This is a genomic window from Microbacterium sp. 22296, assembly GCF_052045385.1.
Taxonomy (GTDB): Bacteria; Actinomycetota; Actinomycetes; order Actinomycetales; family Microbacteriaceae; genus Microbacterium.
Window position 1 is genome coordinate 301,291 of record NZ_JBQEOS010000001.1, and the last position, 21,796, is coordinate 323,086.

The following is a 21,796-nucleotide window of genomic DNA, read 5'->3' on the forward strand; positions in this document are numbered from 1 at the left end:
CGCGACTAGACTGAGATGTCAGTCCCAACGAATGGAGTCACCGTGATCGCCGATGTCCTCGCCGATGCCGGAGCGCGCATGGATCGCGCTGTTGAGGCCGCCAAGGAGGACTTCGCGACCGTCCGTACCGGGCGCGCGAACCCCCAGATGTTCCAGAAGGTGCTGGTCGACTATTACGGGTCGCCGACACCCCTCGCGCAGCTCGCGTCGCTGAACAACCCCGAGGCCCGCACGCTCGTCATCAACCCGTACGACAAGACGGCGCTGAAGGCGATCGAGCAGGCCATCCGCGACATGCCGAATCTCGGCGTGAACCCGACGAACGACGGCACGATCGTGCGCGTCACCATGCCCGAGCTCACCCAGGACCGCCGCAAAGAGTACGTCAAGATCGTGCGCGGCAAGGGTGAAGACGCCAAGGTCCAGGTCCGCAACCTCCGCCGCAAGGCGAAGGACGACCTGGACGCCCTCAAGAGCGACGTCGGCGAAGACGAGCTCGTGCGCGCCGAGAAGGAGCTCGACACCGTCACGCGCACGCACGTCGACATGATCGACGAGGCACTCAAGCGCAAAGAGGCCGAGCTTCTCGAGGTCTGATCCGGATGCCCGACGCCCCTGAGACCGGCGGAGATCAGCCGGTCGATCCGCCCGGCTCGCGTCGGGAAGAGGCCGCGCGCCGTTCGCCGATCACGGGTGAGGGCGTGGCGGCGATCGAATCGCAGTTGCGTGCCATGCGTACGGATGCCGAGCAGCACATCGCCCACGCGCGCGCGGAGTTCGGACAGGCGAACGAACGGCTCAAGCAGCGCACCGGCCGCGACCTCATCGTCGCGACGCTGATCGGCGTCGGTATCGGCGCGGTCCTCGTCGCGTCGCTCATCTTCGTGAAGTGGCTCTTCGTCTTCTTCGCGGGGGCGGCCATGGTTCTCGGGGTGGTCGAGTTCTCCCGCGCCCTGCAGGTCGCGGGGCGTCGCGTCGACGTCGTTCCGCAGCTCGTGATGGGCTCCTCGCTCCTGCTGAGCGGGTTCTTCCTCGGTCCCTGGGTGCACTGGATCGCGACCCTCGCCGCGGTGGTCGTCGTCGTGGTGTGGCGCGTGATCGCCCAGATGATCGCGTCGGACGGTCGCCCACGGATCGACGTGATCGGCGATGTCCTGGTCGCAGGCTTCGTCCAGCTGTACGTGCCCTTTCTCACGAGCATGGCCGTCGTGCTCCTCGCCCAGACCCGAGGCGAGTGGTGGGTCCTGGCCTTCATCATCCTGGCCGTCGCCGCCGACACCGGGGCCTACGTGTCGGGACTCACCTTCGGTCGGGGCGGGCGGCATCCGATGGCCCCCCGCATCAGCCCGAAGAAGACGTGGGAGGGCTTCGCCGGCGCGTGCGTCGCCGCCCTCGTCGCGGGCGCGCTCCTGGCCGTGTTCATGCTGCAGGTTCCGTGGTGGGCGGGATTGGTGTTCGGTGCCGTGGTACTCGCCACGGCGACGGTCGGTGATCTCGGCGAGTCGATGGTCAAGCGCGACCTGGGCATCAAGGACATGAGTTCGTGGCTTCCCGGTCACGGTGGTGTGCTGGACCGCCTCGACTCGATCCTGCCGTCGGCCACGGCCGCCCTGGTGACCTATTACCTCCTCGCCCCGTTGGGAGTGTCATGAGCGAGACGCAGATCGACGACAAGGTCGAGGCGACCCCTTTCCCCGATTCCGGTCGGGCGAAGGGCTACGAGAAGCGTGCCGTCGACACGTTCCTCTCCCGTGCGCGCGAAGTGTTCGAGAGCGATGACGTCGGGACGCTCCGATCCTCCGACGTCCGTGCGGCTGCGTTCCCCCTCGTGCGAGGGGGCTACTCGGTCACGGCCGTCGATGCCGCCCTCGGACGCGTCGAAGACGCCTTCGCGGCGCGCGAGCGCGAGCACGCCCTGTCGCGACTCGGGGCTCGCGCGTGGGTCGCCGAGACCCGCAACACCGCGCAGGTCGTCCTCGACCGTCTGCGTCGTCCGAGAGGCTCGCGCTTCGAGCGCGTCGGGATCCTCCGTTACGGCTACCGTGTCGACGAGGTCGACGTCGTAGCCGATCGCGTGGCGCGGTATCTCGCGGCGGGCGACCCCGTCACCCCCGACCAGGTGCGGGCGGTCGCCTTCCGGATGCAACGCGGCGGATACCGCGAAACGCAGGTCGATGCCGTCCTCGACGCCGTCGTCGATGTGATGCTCGCCGTCGGATGAGCGCGGATGACACCCCCCGCCGCTCCTCGGTAGACTCGGCCGCACTGTGACTTCCGGTTCGCATCTCCTCCGCACCTCATCGTCCCGTGTCGCCCGTCGCGGCGGGGCGGTGCACGACGTGATCCCTCCGGTGATGCCCCGTCGAGCCAACCCTCGCTGGTCACGCCGCCGCGGTGTCGTGGGCGCATTCGGTGCGTGCGCGGCGGTCCTGTTCGCCGCGGCCTATGTGGGGCCGATGGGGGCCGCGCTGCAGCCCGCCCAGGCCGACGAGCCGCGGACGGTCACCCTCTACGCCGAGGGCCTCGACGACACGCAAGCGGTCTCGACCCTGGGCGAGAAGCAGGCGCCGCAGCTCGACCGGTCCAGCTACAACGTCTACGTGAAGCCCAAGCCCACCCCGACACCGACGCCCACCCCGACCGCGTCGAGCGAGTCCGATTCGGAATCGACGGCGGGCAGCTCGGGCCCCCTGTTCTACACCGGTGGCGGCGCGCCCGCGGAGTGGATGGCCGCGGCCGGCATCGCAGAGTCAGACATGGGCTACGTCGACTACATCGTCAGCCGCGAGAGCGGGTGGAACCCCAACGCCACGAACCGCTCGTCCGGGGCGTGCGGGCTGGTCCAGGCCCTTCCGTGCAGCAAGGTGCCCGGCAACGGTTACGACCCCGTGGACAACCTGCGCTGGGCCACCGGTTACGCCACGGGCCGTTACGGCAGCTGGGCCGGCGCGTACGCGTTCTGGACCAACAACCACTGGTGGTGAGCGGCATCCATGCCCCGTTCCCGTAAACGGCGCCCGGATCCCGATCGCGGCGACGATTCCCTCGACCGCTTGATCGCGGGGTGGAAGCGCACCGAGGTCAAACGCGGTATCGAGTGGACCGTGCAGCCGATCTCCGCCCCGCAGGCGCAGAAGGACTACATCTGTCCCGGCTGCGGGCGTGCGGTGCTGACCGGGACCGCTCATCTCGTCGTCTGGCGCGCCGACGGCGTGCTCGGGGACGCCGCCGACCTGGCGGCACGTCGTCACTGGCACACGCACTGTTGGAGGATCGCCTGATGGAGATTCGCGGACCCGTTGTGCTTCCCGCCCGTCGGGAAGACATCGAGTTGCACACGGTCGACGACCTCACCCTCGTCGGCGAGCTGGCCCTGCCGGTCGAGCGGGCGCCTGTCGCCACGCTCGTGACCCTGCATCCGCTGCCGACAGCGGGTGGGTTCATGGATTCGCATATCCTGCGCAAAGCCGCCGGTCGCCTTCCCGCCCTCGCCGACATCGCCGTGCTGCGCTTCAACACCCGCGGGACGACCTCCCCCCGGGGCACGAGCGAGGGCGCGTTCGACGGGGGAGCGAACGAGGTGTTCGACGTGGCCGCCGCGGTCGACTTCGTCCGCGAGCGGGGCCTTCCGCGCCCGTGGCTGGTGGGCTGGTCCTTCGGCACCGAATTGGCGCTGAAGTACGGCCGCGACCATGACATCGAGGGCGTCATCCTGCTCTCGCCGCCCCTGCATCGCGCGACCGCCGACGAGGTGGCCGCGTGGGCCGGCGACACACGGCGAATGGTCGTGCTGGTGCCCGAGTTCGACGATTACCTGCGGCCCGACGAGGCGCGCGTGCGTTTCGCCGCAGTTCCGGATGCCACACTCATCGCCGTAGAGGGCGGCAAGCACCTGTGGGTGGGCGAGACGCAGACACGCCGCGTACTGACCGAGATCGTCGCCGCGGTCGCTCCCGAGGCCCTGCCGCTGCCCGTCGAGTGGGACGGCGACGTCGCCGACTGAGTTCAGCGCTCGTTCTGTCGGGGGATGATGACCTCGCGGTAGATGATGAGGATGCTGGCGGCCACCGGGATGGCGATGAGAGCGCCCAACAGGTTGAGCAGCGCGCCGCCCGCGAGCGCCGAGATGACGACGACGGATCCGGGCACCGAGACGGCGCGGTTCATGATGCGCGGGGAGATCACGTACGCCTCGATCTGCATGTAGACGAGGTAGTACACCAGAGCGATGATCGCGATGGTGGGCGACCCGACCCCCGGGATCAGACAGCTCAACACGATGATCGTCGATCCGGTGAGCGTGCCCACCAGCGGGATGAGCGAGAAGAAGAAGGCGATCACCGCGAGCACGGCGGGGAACGGCGCCTGGATGATCGATAGGAAGATCGCGCTCAGCACGCCGTTGATGACGCCCAGGCTGACCTGGCCCATGACGTAGTAACCCACGGAGTCGGTGATCTTCTCGGCGAGTTCGATGAAGCGCGCGCGCTTGGACGCCGGCACGAGTTGGTACACCGCGGACTTCAGCGACGGGGTGGATGCCGTGAAGTAGATGGTCAGGATGAGCACGATGAACGCGCCGCCCAGGCCCGCCGCCACCGCTCCGCCGACGGTGAGGAGGCTGTTGCCGACCATGGTCGAGATGGAGCCGACGTCGAGGGTCGAGATCCACTGCTGCACGCCCGCCCAGACATCGTCCAGGCGCAGCCAGGGAAGGTTCGCCGATACCCAGTCCTGCACCTGCCGCACGAGTTCGTTCCAGCGATCGGGCTGCAAGAGCTGCTCCACCTGCACGACGAGCTGCGCGATCTGCCCGACGATGATGGGCACGACCATCACGATGATCCCGGCGAAGATGCCGAGGACCCCGAGGATCGTCACGAGCACGGCCGCCCACCGGGGGAGTCCGCGCCTCGCGAGGAACGACACGACGGGGTCGAGCCCGAGGGACAGGAACAGTGCCGTGCCGACGTAGAGGAGGATCGTCGAGAGGTTCTCCACACTGCCGATGAGCAGGAGGCCGACTCCGACGCCCAGCGTTGCCAGCAGTGCGACCCGGAATGGGTTGTGGATCTTCATGCCGCAAGACTCCCGCCTCAGCGGGCGTTCGTGCCCGTGACGTCAGGATACTGACGACGACGGCCTCCCTTGCGCGCGACGGGCCTCGCCGAGAACTTTCAGCCGCCCTCCGATACTCTGGAACGTCGATTCTTCGGTGGCGCCCGAGCTGCCGGTGGGGATGGTGTGAAGCGTGAGATTCGTCTGGGCTGTGGTGGCGTTCGTCATCGCGGCCGTCATGATCGGTGCCGGAATCGCTCAGAGGACGGTGTTCCAGGGCCCGTCCGAGGCCTCGGCGACCGTTCAGACCGAGGGGACGTCGGCGTACACGCTCGTCGACGGCGCGCTGTTGACCAGCGTGCCGGGCGCCCAGACACTGCGCGTCGAGGGCGACGGCGAGGTGTTCGCCGCCTACGGCCGCACCGCCGACATGCGGGCGTGGCTCGCGGACGTGCCTTACACCGCCGTGACCGTCGACGGCGAGGGCGTCGTGCAGACCAGTGAGGTGGAGCCGACCGTGACGGCGACCACCCCCGCCGCGGCGGGGCGCAGCCCCATCGACTCCGACCTGTGGCTCGACGAGTACGAGCAGACCGGAACGCTGTCGGCCACCCTGCAGTTGCCGAGCGAGATGAGCGTCCTCATCGCCTCCGACGGAACCGCCCCCGCTCCCGCCAACGTGAGCGTCAGCTGGCCCGTCGACGACTCCACCCCGTGGGCCGGTCCCCTCATCGTCGGTGGGGGCATCGTGCTGCTCGTCGGCCTCGTGCTCTATCTCCTCGGCATCCGGCACGTGCGCCGCTCTCGTCGTCCGCGCCGCAAGGGGTTGCCCTTGCCCGTCACGGAGCCGATCTCGATGGTCGGCGATGCTGACGCGAAGGGCGTCATCAGCGAAAGTCCCGGCCGACGCGGGACGCGTGGCCGCGGAGCCCTCGGCGGACGCCGGGCGTTCATCGCGGTGCCCGCCCTCGGCGTCTCGGTCGCCCTCCTCGCGGGCTGCTCCGCCGACGCGTGGCCGCAGTTCGCCGCTCCGGAGACGCCGAGTCCCACACCGACCGTGATCGTCCCCGAGGGGCAGTTCCCGCCCGCCGTCACCGAGGCGCAGGCGCAGCGCATCGTGTCGCGCGTGTCGTCGACCGTCGCGCAGGCGGATGCCGCCCTCGACGCGACGGCTGCTGCGGAGCGCCTCGCCGGTCCGGCGCTGGCCGAACGGCAGACCAACTACACCCTGCGTGCGGCGATCCCCGACCGGGCCGCGCTGCCGGCGATCCCCGCCGAGCCGGTGCAGATCGTGCTCCCGCAGACCACGGGCGCCTGGCCGCGCACGCTCATGACCGTCGTGGAGTCCGCGGATGCCGCGACGCCGACGACGACGATCATGATGATGACGCAGGAGACGCCCTGGGACGAGTACAAGGCGTCCTACGTCGGCAACCTCGAGGCTTCCACCAATCTGCCCGAGCTCGCCGCCCCCTACGTCGGAGCGACGCAGGTGCCGCCGGACTCGAGCTTCCTCGTGCTGGCACCCGAGAAGGTCGCCGCGGCATACGCCGACATCATCAACAACGGGCAGAACAGCGCGTCGTGGTCGATGTTCGACACCGCCAACGACCTGCTGCTGTCGGCGATCCAGGACAACAAGACGAAGCGCACCGACGAGTTGAATCAGACGGGTGCGGGAACGGCGGAGATCAGCTTCGCGGCGTCCGCCGGACCCGCGACCCCGATCGCCCTCGCGACGCTCGACACCGGTGCGATCGTCGCGGTCAACGTCTACGAGAGCGACACCGCGAAGCCGACCAACGCCGACGCGGTCATCAAGCTCGACAACAACCCCGCGGTCAAGGCCCTCACCGGGGTCGACCAGTCCGCGACCGGATTCACCACGACCTACTCCGACCAGGTGTTCTTCTACGTGCCCAGCCAGGGCTCGGAGGATCAGATCCGCCTGCTCGGTTACCGATCCAGCCTCCTCGAAGCGAAGGTGTCCCCGTGAGCACTCCCGCCCCCGGTTCCGTCCTGCGCGGTGCCGTCGACCTCTCGTCGCTGCGCAACCGCCCGCAGCCGCCCGCGCCCGCGTCTGCCGACGCCCCGGCGAGCGGCGGGGTGACCCCCCTCGTCTTCGATGTGACGGATGCCACTTTCGGCGACGTGCTCGAGCTCTCGCGCACCGTTCCGGTCGTCATCGACCTGTGGGCCGAGTGGTGCGCGCCGTGCAAGCAGCTGAGTCCCGTGCTCGAGAAGGTCGTCACCGAGCTCGGCGGACGCCTCGTCCTCGCCAAGGTCGACGTCGACGCCAACCCGCAGCTGGCGCAGGGTTTCCGCGCGCAGTCCATCCCGATGGTCCTCGCGCTCGTCGCGGGCCAGCCCGTTCCGCTGTTCACGGGGGCAGTGCCCGAGGAGCAGGTTCGCGAGGTGTTCGCCCAGCTCCTGCAGCTCGCCGCTCAGCACGGTGTGACGGGTACCGTGCCGGCAGAGGGGGCTGCGCCCGCAGAGGCGCCCGGCGAAGAGCCCCTCCCGCCGCTGCACGCCGAGGCGTTCGCCGCCATCGAGGAGGGCGACTACGCCCGCGCCGTGGCCGCCTACGAGAAGGCCCTCGTCGAGGATCCCCGCGATGCCGACGCCCGCGCCGGTCTCGGGCAGGTGCGCCTGCTCGCTCGCGTACAGGACGCTGATCTGCAGGCCGCACGCGCGGCTGCCGCAGCGTCGCCCACCGGGATCGAGGCGCAGTTGCTCGTCGCCGACCTCGATGTCGTCGGCGGGCACGTCGACGACGCGTTCGGGCGACTGCTCGAACTGTTCTCGGTGCTTCCCACGGACGAGCGCGCCCCCGTGCGGGAGCGTCTGCTCGAGCTGTTCGGCCTCGTCGGCGACGACGACGCCCGCGTCATCCGCGCGCGCACCCGCTTGGCATCCCTGCTCTTCTGACCCCAGAACGCGGCGGATCATCGCCCGCGCGCCACGCACGAAGGCCCCGTCCGAGGACGGGGCCTTCGTCGTTCAGGTGTCAGGCGTCGGCGCGGTGGTGCAGCCAGAGCACGCCGAGCGGCGGGAGCGTCAACGTCGCGTTGCCGCGCGCGTCAGTCGTCACGGCGCCGAGGTTGCCCTGACCGGACCCGCCGAACGCCCCGGCGTCGCTGTTCAACACCTCGGTCCACGTGCCCGCCTCGGGGAGGTCGAGCGGGAAGTCGCCGAGGGGGACACCCGAGAAGTTGCAGATGACGGCGACGGTGTTGCCGTGGTGGTCGCGGCGAGCGAAGGCGAGCACGTTCGGGTTCCACGCCGGAGCGCCGAGGCGCGAGAACGCGGCGCCGTCGTGATCGCGCGACCACAGGGCAGCCTGGTCCTTGTAGACGCGGTTGAGCTCGGCGACGAAGTCGTGCAGCTGCCGGTGCGCGGGCTGGTCGAGCATCCACCAGTCGAGGCTGCGCGACTCGGACCACTCCGACATCTGGCCGAATTCCTGGCCCATGAACAGCAGCTGCTTGCCCGGATGGCCCCACATGTACGCGAGGAACGCGCGCATGTTCGCAAGTTTCTGCCAGTGATCTCCCGGCATCCGTCCGAAGAGGCTGCCCTTGCCGTGCACGACCTCGTCGTGGCTGATCGGCAGGATGAAGTTCTCGCTGAAGGCGTAGACGAACGAGAACGACAGTTCTCCTTCGTGATGCGAGCGGTACATGGGGTCACGCCCGATGTACTGCAGCGAGTCGTTCATCCAGCCCATGTTCCACTTGAAGCCGAAGCCCAGACCCGCCGCAGAGGTCGGCGCGGTCACTCCGGGGAAGCTGGTCGATTCTTCGGCGATGAGAGCGATGCCCGGGTAGCGCTTGTACGAAGTCGCGTTCACCTCCTGGAGGAAGCGGATCGCCTCGAGGTTCTCGCGGCCGCCGAACTGGTTGGGCGCCCATTCTCCGTCGTTGCGGGAGTAGTCGAGATAGAGCATGGATGCCACGGCATCCACGCGGAGTCCATCGACGTGGAACTCCTCGAACCAGTACAGCGCGTTCGCGACGAGGAAGTTGCGCACCTCGTTGCGGCCGTAGTCGAAGATCAGCGTTCCCCAGTCCTTGTGCTCGCCGCGGCGCGGGTCGGGGTGCTCGTAGAGCGCTTCGCCGTCGAAGCGGGCGAGGGCGAAGTCGTCTTTGGGGAAGTGCCCGGGCACCCAGTCCATGATGACGCCGATGTCGGCCTGGTGCAGGCGGTCGATCAAGTACCGCAGGTCGTCGGGGTTTCCGAAGCGGCTGGTCGGCGCGTAGTACCCGGACACCTGATAACCCCACGATCCGCCGAAGGGATGCTCGGACAGGGGGAGGAACTCGACGTGCGTGAAGCCCTGCGCGCCCACGTAGTCGATGATCTGATCGGCCGCGTCACGGTACGACAGACCCTGCTTCCACGAACCGAGGTGCAGCTCGTAGATCGACATCGGGCGATCGATCGGGGCGGTGGAGGAGCGGTGCGCGATCCACGCGTCGTCCGACCAGCTGTAGTCCGACTCGGTGACGACCGACGCCGTCGCGGGCGGCACCTCGGCGAGGCGCGCCATCGGGTCGGCCTTCTCGATCCACTGACCGCCGCGGGTGAGGATCTCGAACTTGTACCGGGTGCCCGCCCCGATGGCCGGGATGAACACCTCCCACACGCCGCTGCCGCCCATCGAGCGCATCGCGCTGCCCGAGCCGTCCCAGCCGTTGAAGTCGCCGATCACGCGCAGAGCGCGCGCGTCAGGTGCCCAGACCGTGAAAGCCACGCCCTGGGAACCGTCGAGTTCGCGCACGTGCGCTCCGAGGACGCGCCACAGCTCTTCGTGGCGCCCCTCCGAGACGAGGTGGAGATCGAGTTCGCCGATGGAGGGCGCATGCCGGTAGCCGTCGTCGGCGACGTGCTCCGCGCCCTCGTAGCTCGCGCGCACGACGTACGCACCGGGGAAGTCCTCGGTGTGCGCCTCCCAGATGCCACCGCGCAGGTGCTCCAACGCCACGCTCCGACCGTCGGGGAACTCGGCGACGACCTCGCGAGCGAGGGGACGCCGCGAACGGATCACCCATCCGTCGCCGCTCTCGTGCACGCCCAGCACGCTGTGCGGGTCGTGGTGGGCACCGTGGGCGACGGCATCCAGGATCTCAGCGGGAAGCGGGGTCATCGGTTCTCCTTGACGTGCAGGATGTGCACGGGCTCGTTGAAGGCGTCGAGACGCACGAAGTTGTGGTCGGCCCAGGTCCACACCTGGCCGGTCACGAGGTCTTCGACGTCGTACGACGCGCCCGGCTCGATGCCGAAGACGGTCGTGTCGAGGTGGACGGTCGTCTCTCGGGCGGAATGCGGGTCGACGTTGGCCACGACGATGATCGTGTCGGAGGCGCCGGTCGGCGACAACGCGGCGGGCAGGTGCTTGGAGTACACCAGGATCGCGTCGTCGTCGCTCCAGTGCACGTCGAGGTTGCGCAGCTGGCGGAGCGCCGGGTGGGCCCGTCGCGCCGCGTTGAGCATGCGCAGGTACGGGGCGATCGAGTGGCCGGAGGCCTCGGCGCCCTCCCAGTCGCGGAACTTGTACTCGTACTTCTCGTTGTCGATGTTCTCTTCGGAACCCGGGCGCGCGACGTTCTCGATGAGTTCGTACCCCGCGTACACGCCGTACGTCGGCGCAGCGGTCGCGGCGATGGCGGCGCGGATCTTGTACGCCGGCCGACCGCCGTACTGCAGGTACTCGGTGAGGATGTCGGGGGTGTTCACGAAGAGGTTCGGACGCAGGAAATCGTCGGTCTCGTGGGCCAGGGCGCTGAGGAACTCCTCGAGCTCCTCCTTCGTGTTCCGCCAGGTGAAGTACGTGTAGCTCTGCTGGAAACCGGCCATGGCCAGGCCCTGCATGGGAGCGGGGCGCGTGAAGGCCTCCGCGAGGAAGACCGCGTCGGGCTCCTCGGCGCTGACCGTGGCGATGAGCCACTCCCAGAACTGCAGGGGCTTGGTGTGCGGGTTGTCGACACGGAAGATGGTCACCCCCTGGGCGATCCAGTGGCGCACGATGCGCAGCACCTCGGCCCGGATGCCGTCGGGGTCGTTGTCGAAGTTGACCGGGTAGATGTCCTGGTACTTCTTCGGCGGGTTCTCGGCGAACGCGATGGACCCGTCGGGCAGTGTCGTGAACCATTCGGGGTGCTCCGCGACCCAGGGGTGGTCGGGCGAGGCCTGGAGCGCGAGGTCGAGGGCGATCTCGAGGCCGTTCTCGCGCGCCGCCGCCACGAACGCCCGGAAGTCGTCGAGGGTGCCGAGGTCGGGGTGGACCGTGTCGTGACCGCCCGCGGCACCGCCGATGGCCCACGGCGAACCCGGGTCGCCCGGCTGGGTGACCAGGGTGTTGTTGGGACCCTTGCGGTTGGTCTCGCCGATCGGATGGATGGGCGGCAGGTAGAGCACGTCGAATCCCATGCCGGCGACGCCGGGGAGACGGTCGACGGCGGTGCGGAACGTGCCGCTGACCACCGAGCCGTCTTCCGCGCGCGTCGCGCCCTCGGAGCGCGGGAAGAACTCGTACCAGGCGCCGACACCCGCGCGCTCGCGCTCGACGAGCAGCTCGGCCTCGCGGCCGACCGAGACCAGGCCCATCATCGGGCGCGCGGCGAACAGCGCGGCGATCGCGGGATCGCGCACGATCGACAGGGCGACGTCGTCGTGGACCTCCGGGTCGCGCAGCGCGCGTGCGGCCTCGTAGAGCGCGTCCTTGTCGGCGCCGGGGCGCTTCTTCTCTCCGCGCGCGCGGTCGAAGAGGGCCGCACCCATCTCACGCATGAGCGCGCTGTCGACACCGGCGGCGATCTTCACCTCGGCGGCGTGCTCCCACGTCGCGAAGTCGTCGGCGAAGGACTCGAACCGGAACCGCCACACGCCCTGCTCGAGCGGGACCACCACGACGGACCAGCGGTCGAATCCGTCGTCGAGGGGACTGAGGCGATGCAGCGACTCGTCGCCTGAGGGCGAGAACAGGCGCACGTTGACACCGATGCGATCGTGCCCCTCGCGAAAGGCGGTGACCGTGAACGGCACGGCTTCACCGACGTAGGCCGACGGGCGGAAGGCTCCGCCGGGCACGCTCGGATGCGGAAGCGCCATCGGGATGCGCGGTGTGACCACGCGGCGGGACGTGGGCGTCGGCTTCACCGCACGCACGGGGATCGAGGCGGCGCTGCGCCAGGGCAGCTCGGGCGAGGGAGTCGTCGTGGTGGCCACGGTCCGAACCTACCGCGGGGCGCCGACGTTGCCGCATCGTTTCGTACGGCCTTGACAGCGACGCGTGATCAGTCGACGCGGAACAGACGCATCGACGCACCTGCGAGGGGGATGACATCGCCCGGCGCGAACGTCGTGCGGGCGTCGGAGGGCGTCTCGTCGGCACTGGACCACAGCTCGACGAACACGGCGTCGTCGAGGTCGGGGAGCACGATGTCGGTCGGGCGCTCCGTGCCGTGGATGACCAGCAGCACGCGGTTGGGCGCCTCGAGCTCGGGAGTCGAGGTCGCGAGGTACTGCAGCGTGCGGTGGGCCGGGTCGTTCCACCGGTCGCTCGACATGGTCTGGCCGTGCTCGTCGAACCATTCCATCACCGAGGCCGAGGGGATCTCCTCCCCGAGCCGCGCGAAGCGCTGGGGACGCAACGCCGGATTCTCGCGACGGAGCTGGAGCAGTCTCTGCGTGTGGGCGAAGAGGTCGCGCTGCCACGGCGCCATCTCCCACGACAGCCAGGTGAGGGCCGAGTCGTGACAGTAGGCGTTGTTGTTGCCGCGCTGCGTGCGACCCATCTCGTCGCCGGCGGTGATCATCGGCACGCCCGCCGAGAGCAGGAGCGTGCCCATCAGGTTCCGCATCGCCGTCCGCCGTGTGGCGAGCACGCGTTCGTCGTCGGTCGGCCCCTCGGCCCCGTGATTGAACGAGCGGTTCGTGTCGGCCCCGTCACGGTTCTGCTCTCCGTTGCCGAGGTTGTGCTTGACGTCGTACGACACGAGATCGCGCAGGGTGAAGCCGTCGTGCGCCGTGACGAAGTTGACGCTCGCGAGCGGTCCCCGCTCCTCGCTGAAGGTGTTCGAGGAGCCGGCCAGACGCGTGGCGAACCCGCCGATCCCGACCGGGGCGGTGTCGGCGCGACGGGCGTAGTCGATGTCGCTCAGCCAGAAGTTGCGGACGCGGTCGCGGTAGCGGTCGTTCCATTCGAGCCAGCCGTCGCCGAAGTTGCCGGTCTGCCAGCCACCCATCCCGACGTCCCACGGCTCGGCGATGAGCTTCGTTCCCGACACGGCGGCTTCCTCGCGGATGGCGGTCAGCAGCGGGTGATCGGGGGTGAACGAATGCCGCTCGTCGCGGCCGAGGGTCACCGCGAGATCGAAGCGGAATCCGTCGATCTGCACCTCCTCGGACCAGTAGCGCACCGAGTCGAGCACGAGACGGGCCGCGGCATCGGTCGAGGTGTTGACGGCGTTGCCGCACCCGGTCTCGTCGATGTACGCGCCCTCGGCCGTCTGACGGTAGTACGACCGGTTGTCGATGCCGCGCAGGCTCGTGCGCGGTCCGCCGAGTCCCTCTTCGGCGGTGTGGTTGTAGACGACGTCGAGGATGACCTCGAGCCCCGCCTCGTGCAGCAGCTTGACCATCCCTTTGAACTCGCGGAGCACGGCCTCGGGCCCCTCCGCACGGTTGGCCGCGGTGGCGTACGGCGCGTGCGGGGTGAAGAAGTTCAGCGAGTTGTATCCCCAGTAGTTGGTGAGTCCGAGCTGGAGCAGGCGCGGTTCGGTCGCGAAGGCGTGCACGGGCAGCAGCTCGACGCTGGTGACGCCGAGCGAGAGCAGGTGCTCGATCATCGCGGGGTGTGCGAGGCCCGCGTACGTGCCGTGCAGGGCCGGGGGGATGAACGGATGCCGCTTGGTCAGGCCTTTCACATGCCCCTCGTAGATGACCGTGCGATCCAGCGGCACCCGCGGCTTGGCCGAGGAGCCCCAGTCGAAGGATCCGTCGACCACCACCGAACGCCAGTCGCCGAAGCTGCCCGACACGAGTCCGCGCGAGTAGGGATCGATGAGCAGCGACTGCGGGTTGAAGGTGTGGCCCGCACCGTGCGGACCTCCGACGCGGATGGCGTAGCGCGCGCCGGGCCGCAGCAGCGGCGTGGTGGCCTCGAAGACTCCGCCGCCGACGGGGGAGAGGGCGATCGTCTCGGTGGCCCAGTCGAGATCGACGTCGTCGAAGATCAGCAATTGCATCGCATCAGCCGACGCGGACCAGACGCGCAGCGTTCCGCCGTCGGGGCCGAGGCGCACACCGAGGTCGTCGAACGCGGGGCTCAGCAGAGCGGGAGGGGTCGCCAGGGCGGGCTCGGTGCGGACCATGCGTCTTAGGGTAGTGAAGGCAGCGGACAGCGTGAGGGGGACGTAGGGTGCAGGTCTACCTCGATCACGCCGCGACCACGCCCCTGCGCCCGGAAGCCCGCGACGCGTGGCTCGACGCGCACCGGGTGATAGGCAATCCGTCATCCATCCACGGAGCGGGCCAGGCGTCGCGTCGTCTGCTCGAAGACGCCCGGGACCAGCTCGCGGAGGTGCTCGGCTGCCAACCCATCGAGATCGTGTTCACCTCCGGCGGCACGGAGGCCGCCAACCTCGCCCTGAAGGGCCTGTGGTGGTCGCGGACCGAGGGGACGGATGCCGTGGTGCTCCCCGACGGAGAGCACCACGCCACGCTCGACGTCGTCGCCTGGCTCGCCGCGGCCGAGCGGGCGATCGTCCGCGCCGTGCCGCTGGACGGGCTCGGCCGGATCGACGCCGAAGCCTTCGGCGCCGCCCTGCCCGGGGCCGGCCTCGCCACCGCAGTCGTGGCCAACAACGAGGTGGGGACCCTTCAGAATGCCGCTGCCCTGGCCCGCGTGGCGTCCGAGGCCGGCGTACCCCTGCACCTCGATGCCGTCTCCGCGCTGGGGCAGGTCGCGGTCGACTTCGCCGCATGGCGCGGGGGAGGCACGACCCCCGGGGGTCTCGCGGCGATGTCGGTCTCGGCACACAAGGTCGGAGGTCCCGTCGGAGTGGGCGCGGCGGTGGTGTCCCGGCACGCGCGGCTGACGCCTCTGATGCACGGCGGCGGCCAGCAGCGGGGTCTGCGCGCCGGGACCCAGGATGTGGCGGGGGCGGCCGCGTTCGCTGCGGCGGCCCACGCCGCCGAGGCCGAACGCGTGCGTGAGTCGGAGCGGGTCGTCGCCCTCCGCGAGCGGTTGGTCGACGGCATCCGCTCGTCGATTCCGCGGGCGCGTCTGCTGGGCGACCCCGACGGTCGGCTTCCCGGGAACGCGCACGTGCTGTTCCCGGATGCCGCCGGCGAGACGCTGCTGTTCCTGCTCGACATGGCGGGGATCGCGGTGTCGACGGGATCGGCGTGCCAAGCCGGCGTGGCCGAGCCGTCGCACGTCGTCCTGGCCCTCGGCCTCGACGATCGGGCGGCGCGTTCGGTGCTGCGCTTCACCCTCGGATACACCTCCACCCCGTCCGACGTGGACGCCGTGCTCGCCCGCCTGCCCGAGGCGTACGCCCGCGCCGTGGCATCCGGCGCTCGTTCAGCGCCACGTTCGTAGACTGGGTCGATGCGAGTTCTGGCGGCGATGAGTGGTGGGGTCGACTCCGCGGTGGCGGCGGCCCGGGCCGTCGAGGCGGGACACGACGTCGTCGGAGTGCACCTCGCGCTCTCGCGCGCCGGAGGCACCCTTCGCGCGGGCAGTCGCGGATGCTGCACGATCGAGGACGCGATGGACGCGCGCCGCGCCGCCGACAAGCTCGGGATGCCGTTCTACGTGTGGGACTTCTCGGAGCGCTTCCGCGACGACGTGATCGACGACTTCGTGGCCGAGTACCGCGCCGGTCGCACCCCGAACCCCTGCATGCGGTGCAACGAGAAGATCAAGTTCGCCGCCCTGCTGGAGCGCGCGCTCGAGCTCGGCTTCGACGCCGTGTGCACGGGGCACTACGCCACGCTCGTCGACACGCCCGCGGGTCGCGAACTGCACCGCGCGTCCGACAACGCCAAGGACCAGTCGTACGTGCTGGGCGTGCTCACCGCCGAGCAGCTCGCGCACACCTACTTCCCCCTGGGGTCCACGCCGTCCAAGGCGCTCGTGCGCGCGGAGGCGGAAGCGCGCGGACTCTCGGTGGCGCAGAAGCCCGACAGTCATGACATCTGCTTCATCCCCGATGGCGACACGCGCGGATGGCTCGCCGACAGGGTGGGGGCGGAGCGCGGTGAGATCCTCGACCGCACCGGCGCCGTGATCGGTTCTCACGAGGGCGCTCACGCCTTCACCGTCGGACAGCGCCGCGGTCTGCAGCTGGGCGTTCCGGCGGCCGACGGAAAGCCCCGCTTCGTGCTCGAGGTGCGGCCGGTGAACAACACCGTCGTGGTCGGCCCGAAAGAGGCGCTCGCCTGCTCCGAGATCGCGGGGGAGCGTTTCACCTGGGCCGGACGCGCACCGTCGACCGAGTCGTTCGCCTGCGACGTGCAGATCCGAGCCCACGCCGACCCCGTCCCGGCGGTCGCGTCGCTCGTGGACGACCTGCTCACGGTGCGCCCCGACACGCCCTTCGACGGCGTCGCGCCCGGGCAGACGGCGGTGCTCTACGACGGCACGCGCGTGGTCGGGCAGTTCACGATCGACCGGACCGTGTCTGCGGTTCCGGTCGACGCCTGAGCCGGGGCCTTCCGTTTTCGACCCGGCAGGTGTGATCGTGGGAGGGCGGTGGATGAGCGGCCGGTGCCGTCTCCGTTGGGGGTCCTCCTTTCGTCCCGGGCCCTTCGCTCGTCACCCGGGCGCCGGGCCATTCCGACACAGCAAGGCCCCCGGACGATGTCGGAGCCCGTCCCTAAGCTGAGACGGTGACTTCCCCCGACCAGCTTCCCGACCTTTCCCTCGACGACGCTCGTGTCGAGGCAGCCGACCTCACCCAGCGCATCGTCGGTGCGCGCGAGGCGTATTACGGGCGCGACGCCGAGCTCGTCGACGACTCCACCTACGACGGCTGGATGCACCGGCTCGAAGCCCTCGAACGGCTGCACCCCGAGCTGCAGGGGCAGGACAGCCCGACCCTGTCGGTGGGCGCGGCCGAGGCGACCGACCTCGCCACCATCGAGCACGCCGAGCGCATGCTCAGCCTCGACAACGTCTTCTCACCCGACGAGCTGCGCGAGTGGGCGGTCAAGACCGAGGCCGCCGCCGGGCGGAAGGTGCACTGGCTCAGCGAACTCAAGATCGACGGCCTGGCGATCAGCCTGCGCTACGAGAACGGCGAACTGACCTCGGCGGCGACCCGCGGCGACGGGCGTGTCGGCGAGATCGTGACCGACAATGCCCTGCGCGTGTCGGGGGTCCCGCGCCGGCTGAGCGGCGAGGGCCACCCGGCGCTCGTCGAGGTACGCGGCGAGGTCTTCATCCCGGTCGCGAAGTTCGAGAACCTCAACCGTCTGCAGGGGGAGTACCGCGATCGCGCGGTCGCCGAGGCCCGCGAACGCGCGGCGGGCCGTCGGGGTGCGCGCGCCTTCGACGACGAGAAGGCCGAGATCGCCGCCGCCCGACGCTTCCCCGCGTTCGCCAATCCGCGGAATGCCGCGAGCGGCGGACTCCGTCAGCAGATCGAGAAGAAGTCCGGGCTCGAGCTCGAAGCGGGTCTGGCCCGCATCGATTCGCTCGCGCTCTACGTCCACGGGATCGGCGCGTGGCCCGACCCGCCCGTGGCCGCGCAGAGCGAGATCTACGATCTCCTCGGGTCGTGGGGATTGCCCACGTCCCCGTACAGCCGGGTCGAGTCGAGCATCGACGGCGTCCTCTCGTTCGTCGCTCAGCACGGTGAGCACCGGCACGACGTCGAGCACGAGATCGACGGCGTCGTCGTCAAGGTCGACGAACTCGCGCTTCACGACGAGCTCGGGGCGACCAGCCGCGCTCCGCGCTGGGCCATCGCCTACAAGTACCCGCCGGAACAGGTCAACACGAAGCTGCTCGACATCGTCGTCTCGGTCGGGCGGACGGGCAGGGCGACGCCGTTCGCCGTGATGGAGCCGGCGAAGGTGGCGGGCAGCGTCGTGCGGCAGGCCACCCTGCACAACCAGGACGTCGTGAAGGTGAAGGGCGTCCTCATCGGCGACACCGTCGTGCTGCGCAAGGCCGGCGACGTCATTCCCGAGGTGCTCGGGCCAGTGGTCGAGCTGCGCGATGGGAGCGAGCGCGCCTTCGTCATGCCCGCCGACTGCCCCGAGTGCGGCACGCCGCTGCGGCCCGCGAAGGAGGGTGACATCGATCTGCGGTGCCCCAACGCGCGGTCGTGCCCCGCGCAGGTGCGAGGGCGGGTCGAGCACATCGGCTCGCGCGGCGCCCTCGACATCGAGGCCCTCGGCGAGGTCACGGCCGCAGCCCTCACACAGCCCGAGGTGCCCGAGCGACCGCCCCTCGACACGGAGGCCGGGTTGTTCGACCTGACGATCGAGGAACTCGTGCCCATCGAGGTGGTCGTCCGCGAGTCCGAAACCGGCGAGCGCAAGATCGATCCCGACACCGGCGAACTGGTGCGACGAGCTCCCTTCCAGAAGCTCGGCCCCGCGTCGTACCCGCCGGGCAGCGAAGACCTCGACGCCGCTGAACGGCGACGCCGCGGCATCCGGAAAGACTTCCGCGAGGTGCTCCCGTCGGAACAGGCCATCAAGCTGGTCGCCGAGCTCCAGAAGGCCAAGACGAAAGACCTCTGGCGTCTGCTCGTATCGCTCAACATCCGTCATGTCGGACCGGTTGCCGCCCGCGCCCTCGCGCAGTGGTTCGGCTCGCTCGACGCCATACGTACTGCCTCGCGCGACGAGCTCGCCGCCGTTGAAGGGGTGGGCGGCATCATCGCCGATGCGGTGATCGACTGGTTCGAGGTCGACTGGCACCGAGAGATCGTCGACCGGTGGCAGGGCGCCGGCGTGCGCTTCTCGATCCCGGGCCATCCCGGCCCGGGAGCCGCGGCAACCGCGGGCGGAGTGCTGGCGGGCATCACGGTGGTGGCGACGGGTTCGCTCGAGGGCTACACGCGCGAGGGCGCGCAGGAGGCGATCATCTCCGCCGGCGGCAAGGCGGCGTCGAGCGTGTCGAAGAAGACCGACTTCGTCGCGGCGGGCCCGGGGGCCGGGTCCAAACTGGCAAAGGCCGAAGAGCTCGGGCTGCGGATTCTGGATGCCGCACAGTTCCGCATCCTCGTCGAGCAGGGTCCCGCGGCGCTCGACGGTGGTGAAGATGCGGCCGGCGGGAACGCGACGGGCGAGGTCTCGGACGGCGAGGTCTCGGACGGCGAGGTCTCGGCCGGTGAGAACACAACCGAGGGGGACACGACCGACGAGAACACGACCGAAGGGGAGACGACCGGCGAGAACGCCACCGGCGAGAACACGGCCGATGAGAGCACGGCCGATGAGAACACGGCCGATGAGAACGATGGCGGTTCCCCCGAGTGAGCGCCTTCGGGCGGGGTCGATGCCGGGGCGCGACAGCTCCCGCTCGACGGCTCAGTCCGACAGCAGCCTGTCCCGCACCTCCCTGCGCAGCACTTTGCCGATGAGCGAGCGCGGGAGATCCTCCACGACGACGACGCGCTTGGGCACTTTGTAGGGCGTCAGGATCCCGCGCGCGAACGCGCGGACGGCTTCCCCGTCGAACGTGTCGGGGTCCGAGGCGACGACCGCCGCGACGACCTGCTCGCCGGAATGCTCGTCGGGCAGCCCCACGACCGCGACATCGGTCACGGACGGGTGCTGACGCAGCACGCTCTCGACCTCGGTCGGGGCGACGTTGAACCCGCCCGTAATGATCAATTCCTTGATGCGGTCGACGATGCGGACGAAGCCCGCCTCGTCGATCGTGACGATGTCACCCGTGCGGAACCAGTCGTCGACGAACACCGCCGCGGTCTCTTCGGGCTTGCCGTAGTACCCGCGGAACACCTGCGGCCCGCGCACGAGGAGTTCGCCGCGCTCGACGTCGGTGTGAGGGTCGTCGGGGTCGACGACCCGGCACTCCGTTCCCGGCAGGGGTAGCCCGACCGTACCGGCGACGCGATTGTCGGCGACCGGGTTCGCCATCAGCACGGGGGAGCACTCGCTGAGGCCGTAGCCCTCGACGAGGAATCCGCCCGTGGCCTTCTCGAACGGCACGACGAGCTCGTGCGGCAGAGCCATGGCGCCCGAGATGGCCACGTCTGTGCCCGCGAGCGAGACGCCCCGCTCCTGCGCGGCCGTCAGGAGGCGGTCGGCGATGGGGGGCACGAGGGGGAGGAACGTGGCCGGGTGCTTCTTCGTCGCGGCGAGCACCAGATCGGGGTCGAACTTCGGGAAGAGCACCAGACGCGCGCCCATCGACATGGCGAACGTGAGGCACAGCGTGAGGCCGTAGGCGTGGAACATGGGCAGGACCGCGTAGACCACGCAGCCCTCGCCGCGGACGATCTGTGGAACCCAGGCCCGCGCCTGAGCGGCGTTCGCGAGGAGGTTCGCGTGGGTGAGCATGGCACCCTTCGGGGTGCCCGTCGTGCCGCTCGTGTACTGGATGATCGCGAGGTCGTCGGCCGCGGGGCGGGGATGCGTGGCCGGAAGCGCCGGGTTGCGGACGAGAGCGTCCCACTCGGTCGCGCCCTTCGTCTTCGCGTGGAGTGCCGAACGCGACTCCCGCGCCCGGGCGACGGGGAGTCGCAGGGCCAGACGCGTCTTCAACGGCATCGCGCGGGTCACATCGACCGAGACGAGCGTGTCGACGCGGAGATCGGCCGGGAACTCCTGCACCGTCGCGACGATCTTGCTCCACACGATCGCGTGCTTCGCGCCATGATCTTCGAACTGCTTGCGCAGTTCCCGCGGGGTGTAGAGCGGATTGTGCTCGACGACCACCGCGCCGAGGCGGAGCACAGCGTAGAAGGCGACGATGTGCTGCGGACAGTTCGGCAGCACGATGGCGACGGGATCCCCCGCGCGGACGCCGTGGGCCGCGAGGGCGCCGGCCGCGCGGGCGATCTGGTCGGAGAGTTCGGCGTAGCTCGTCTCGCGTCCGAAGAACTGCAGGGCAGGGGCATCCGGGTAATCGCGGACGGACGCCTCGACGATGTCGATGAGCGAACCGCTCTGCGGCGGCAGGTCTTCCGGCACCCCCGCGGCGTAGCTCGTGGTCCAGGGTCGCGGCGGATCGAAGCTCGTCACCCGGTCAGCCTAAGACGTGGGTCGCGTCCGTCGCCCGACCCGTCCACAGCCGGGGCGGAACGATCCCGCACCCGTCCGTGGGGAGGCGAGGGAATCGGTGCGTGAGGGATCCACAGCGGTCCCGAGTGCCGTCGACGCGCGAACTAGACTCGACGGGTGTCTGAAATCACTCCTGATCTCGTGCGCCATCTCGGTGTGCTCGCTCGGATCCAGTTGAGCGACGAAGAGGTGCAGAGCCTCACCGGCCAACTGGATGCCATCGTCGACAACATCGCGAAGGTGTCCGAGGTCGCGACCCCGGATGTCGTCGCGACGAGCCACCCGATCCCGCTCGAGAACGTCTTCCGTCCCGACGTCGTGCAGCAGCAGCTCACGCGCGAGCAGGTGCTGCAGAACGCGCCCGACCAGGCCGACGGGCGCTTCCGCGTCAGCGCGATCCTGGGGGAGGAACAGTGACCGGCGACGCCGCCTCGACCACCGACCGCGTGCGCACCGCCTCCGCGAC

At 69.9% G+C, this 21,796-nt stretch carries 17 protein-coding genes; 12 read left to right on the plus strand and 5 right to left on the minus strand.

All coding sequences use genetic code 11. From position 1 onward, the window contains the following. Positions 1–42 precede the first annotated feature (42 nt). The 6 genes from frr (at position 43) to ACTJJP_RS01480 (ending at position 4,003) form a co-directional block, all read left to right on the plus strand. Complete coding sequence (gene frr, locus ACTJJP_RS01455; RefSeq protein WP_055954162.1) at positions 43–597, plus strand: ribosome recycling factor; 555 nt, start codon at positions 43–45, stop codon at positions 595–597. A gap of 5 nt (positions 598–602) precedes the next feature. Continuing rightward, a complete protein-coding gene (locus tag ACTJJP_RS01460; protein WP_440773276.1) occupies positions 603–1,652 on the plus strand; it encodes a phosphatidate cytidylyltransferase in 1,050 nt (349 codons plus the stop codon). Next, the gene (locus tag ACTJJP_RS01465) at positions 1,649–2,221 is read left to right on the plus strand and encodes a DivIVA domain-containing protein (RefSeq protein ID WP_440773277.1); all 573 of its coding nucleotides are present in this window, start codon (positions 1,649–1,651) and stop codon (positions 2,219–2,221) included. Before ACTJJP_RS01460 ends, ACTJJP_RS01465 begins: the two co-directional genes overlap by 4 nt. 133 nt (positions 2,222–2,354) lie before the next feature. Then, entirely contained in the window at positions 2,355–2,984 is a 630-nt protein-coding gene (locus ACTJJP_RS01470) for a transglycosylase SLT domain-containing protein (RefSeq protein ID WP_440773278.1), read from the plus strand. A gap of 9 nt (positions 2,985–2,993) precedes the next feature. Beyond that, on the plus strand, positions 2,994–3,281 hold the full coding sequence (locus ACTJJP_RS01475) for a hypothetical protein (RefSeq protein WP_440773279.1): 288 nt from the start codon (positions 2,994–2,996) through the stop codon (positions 3,279–3,281). Continuing rightward, a complete protein-coding gene (locus ACTJJP_RS01480) occupies positions 3,281–4,003 on the plus strand; it encodes an alpha/beta hydrolase (protein ID WP_440773280.1) in 723 nt (240 codons plus the stop codon). The genes ACTJJP_RS01475 and ACTJJP_RS01480 overlap by 1 nt, the downstream gene beginning before the upstream one ends. Before the next feature lie 2 nt (positions 4,004–4,005). On the opposite strand, the gene ACTJJP_RS01485 is transcribed toward ACTJJP_RS01480, so the two are convergent. Further along, positions 4,006–5,079 carry an AI-2E family transporter gene (locus tag ACTJJP_RS01485; RefSeq protein ID WP_440773281.1) on the minus strand — a complete coding sequence of 358 codons (1,074 nt, stop codon included), beginning with the start codon at positions 5,077–5,079 and terminating at the stop codon, positions 4,006–4,008. Between the two features lie 172 nt (positions 5,080–5,251). On the opposite strand from ACTJJP_RS01485, the gene ACTJJP_RS01490 reads away from it, so the two are divergent. After that, positions 5,252–7,054 (plus strand): glycosyl transferase, encoded by a 1,803-nt coding sequence (locus tag ACTJJP_RS01490; RefSeq protein WP_440773282.1) that lies wholly within the window; start codon positions 5,252–5,254, stop codon positions 7,052–7,054. Beyond that, positions 7,051–7,986, plus strand: a complete 936-nt coding sequence (locus ACTJJP_RS01495; RefSeq protein ID WP_440773283.1) for a tetratricopeptide repeat protein — start codon at positions 7,051–7,053, stop codon at positions 7,984–7,986. Before ACTJJP_RS01490 ends, ACTJJP_RS01495 begins: the two co-directional genes overlap by 4 nt. Positions 7,987–8,065: 79 nt before the next feature. Here ACTJJP_RS01495 and glgB read toward each other — a convergent pair whose 3' ends face one another. The 3 genes from glgB to glgX form a co-directional block, all read right to left on the minus strand. After that, entirely contained in the window at positions 8,066–10,204 is a 2,139-nt protein-coding gene (glgB, locus tag ACTJJP_RS01500; protein WP_440773284.1) for a 1,4-alpha-glucan branching protein GlgB, read from the minus strand. Beyond that, positions 10,201–12,168: a maltotransferase domain-containing protein gene (locus ACTJJP_RS01505; RefSeq protein ID WP_440773669.1), complete on the minus strand. Its 1,968-nt coding sequence runs from the start codon at positions 12,166–12,168 to the stop codon at positions 10,201–10,203. Before ACTJJP_RS01505 ends, glgB begins: the two co-directional genes overlap by 4 nt. Positions 12,169–12,353: 185 nt before the next feature. Further along, the gene (glgX, locus tag ACTJJP_RS01510; RefSeq protein WP_440773285.1) at positions 12,354–14,432 is read right to left on the minus strand and encodes a glycogen debranching protein GlgX; all 2,079 of its coding nucleotides are present in this window, start codon (positions 14,430–14,432) and stop codon (positions 12,354–12,356) included. A 47-nt stretch (positions 14,433–14,479) separates the two neighbouring features. On the opposite strand from glgX, the gene ACTJJP_RS01515 reads away from it, so the two are divergent. The 3 genes from ACTJJP_RS01515 to ligA all read left to right on the plus strand — a co-directional run bounded on the left by ACTJJP_RS01515 (position 14,480) and on the right by ligA (position 19,560). After that, entirely contained in the window at positions 14,480–15,664 is a 1,185-nt protein-coding gene (locus ACTJJP_RS01515) for a cysteine desulfurase family protein (RefSeq protein ID WP_440773286.1), read from the plus strand. A gap of 9 nt (positions 15,665–15,673) precedes the next feature. After that, positions 15,674–16,771 (plus strand): tRNA 2-thiouridine(34) synthase MnmA, encoded by a 1,098-nt coding sequence (gene mnmA, locus ACTJJP_RS01520; RefSeq protein WP_440773287.1) that lies wholly within the window; start codon positions 15,674–15,676, stop codon positions 16,769–16,771. A gap of 185 nt (positions 16,772–16,956) precedes the next feature. After that, positions 16,957–19,560, plus strand: coding sequence for an NAD-dependent DNA ligase LigA (gene ligA, locus ACTJJP_RS01525; protein WP_440773288.1), 2,604 nt, complete (start codon positions 16,957–16,959; stop codon positions 19,558–19,560). 51 nt (positions 19,561–19,611) lie between these two features. On the opposite strand, the gene ACTJJP_RS01530 is transcribed toward ligA, so the two are convergent. Further along, entirely contained in the window at positions 19,612–21,291 is a 1,680-nt protein-coding gene (locus ACTJJP_RS01530; RefSeq protein ID WP_440773289.1) for a long-chain-fatty-acid--CoA ligase, read from the minus strand. Positions 21,292–21,447: 156 nt separating this feature from the next. Here ACTJJP_RS01530 and gatC point away from each other — a divergent pair, with 156 nt between their 5' ends. Then, a complete protein-coding gene (gene gatC, locus ACTJJP_RS01535; RefSeq protein ID WP_440773290.1) occupies positions 21,448–21,747 on the plus strand; it encodes an Asp-tRNA(Asn)/Glu-tRNA(Gln) amidotransferase subunit GatC in 300 nt (99 codons plus the stop codon). Positions 21,748–21,796 lie beyond the last annotated feature (49 nt).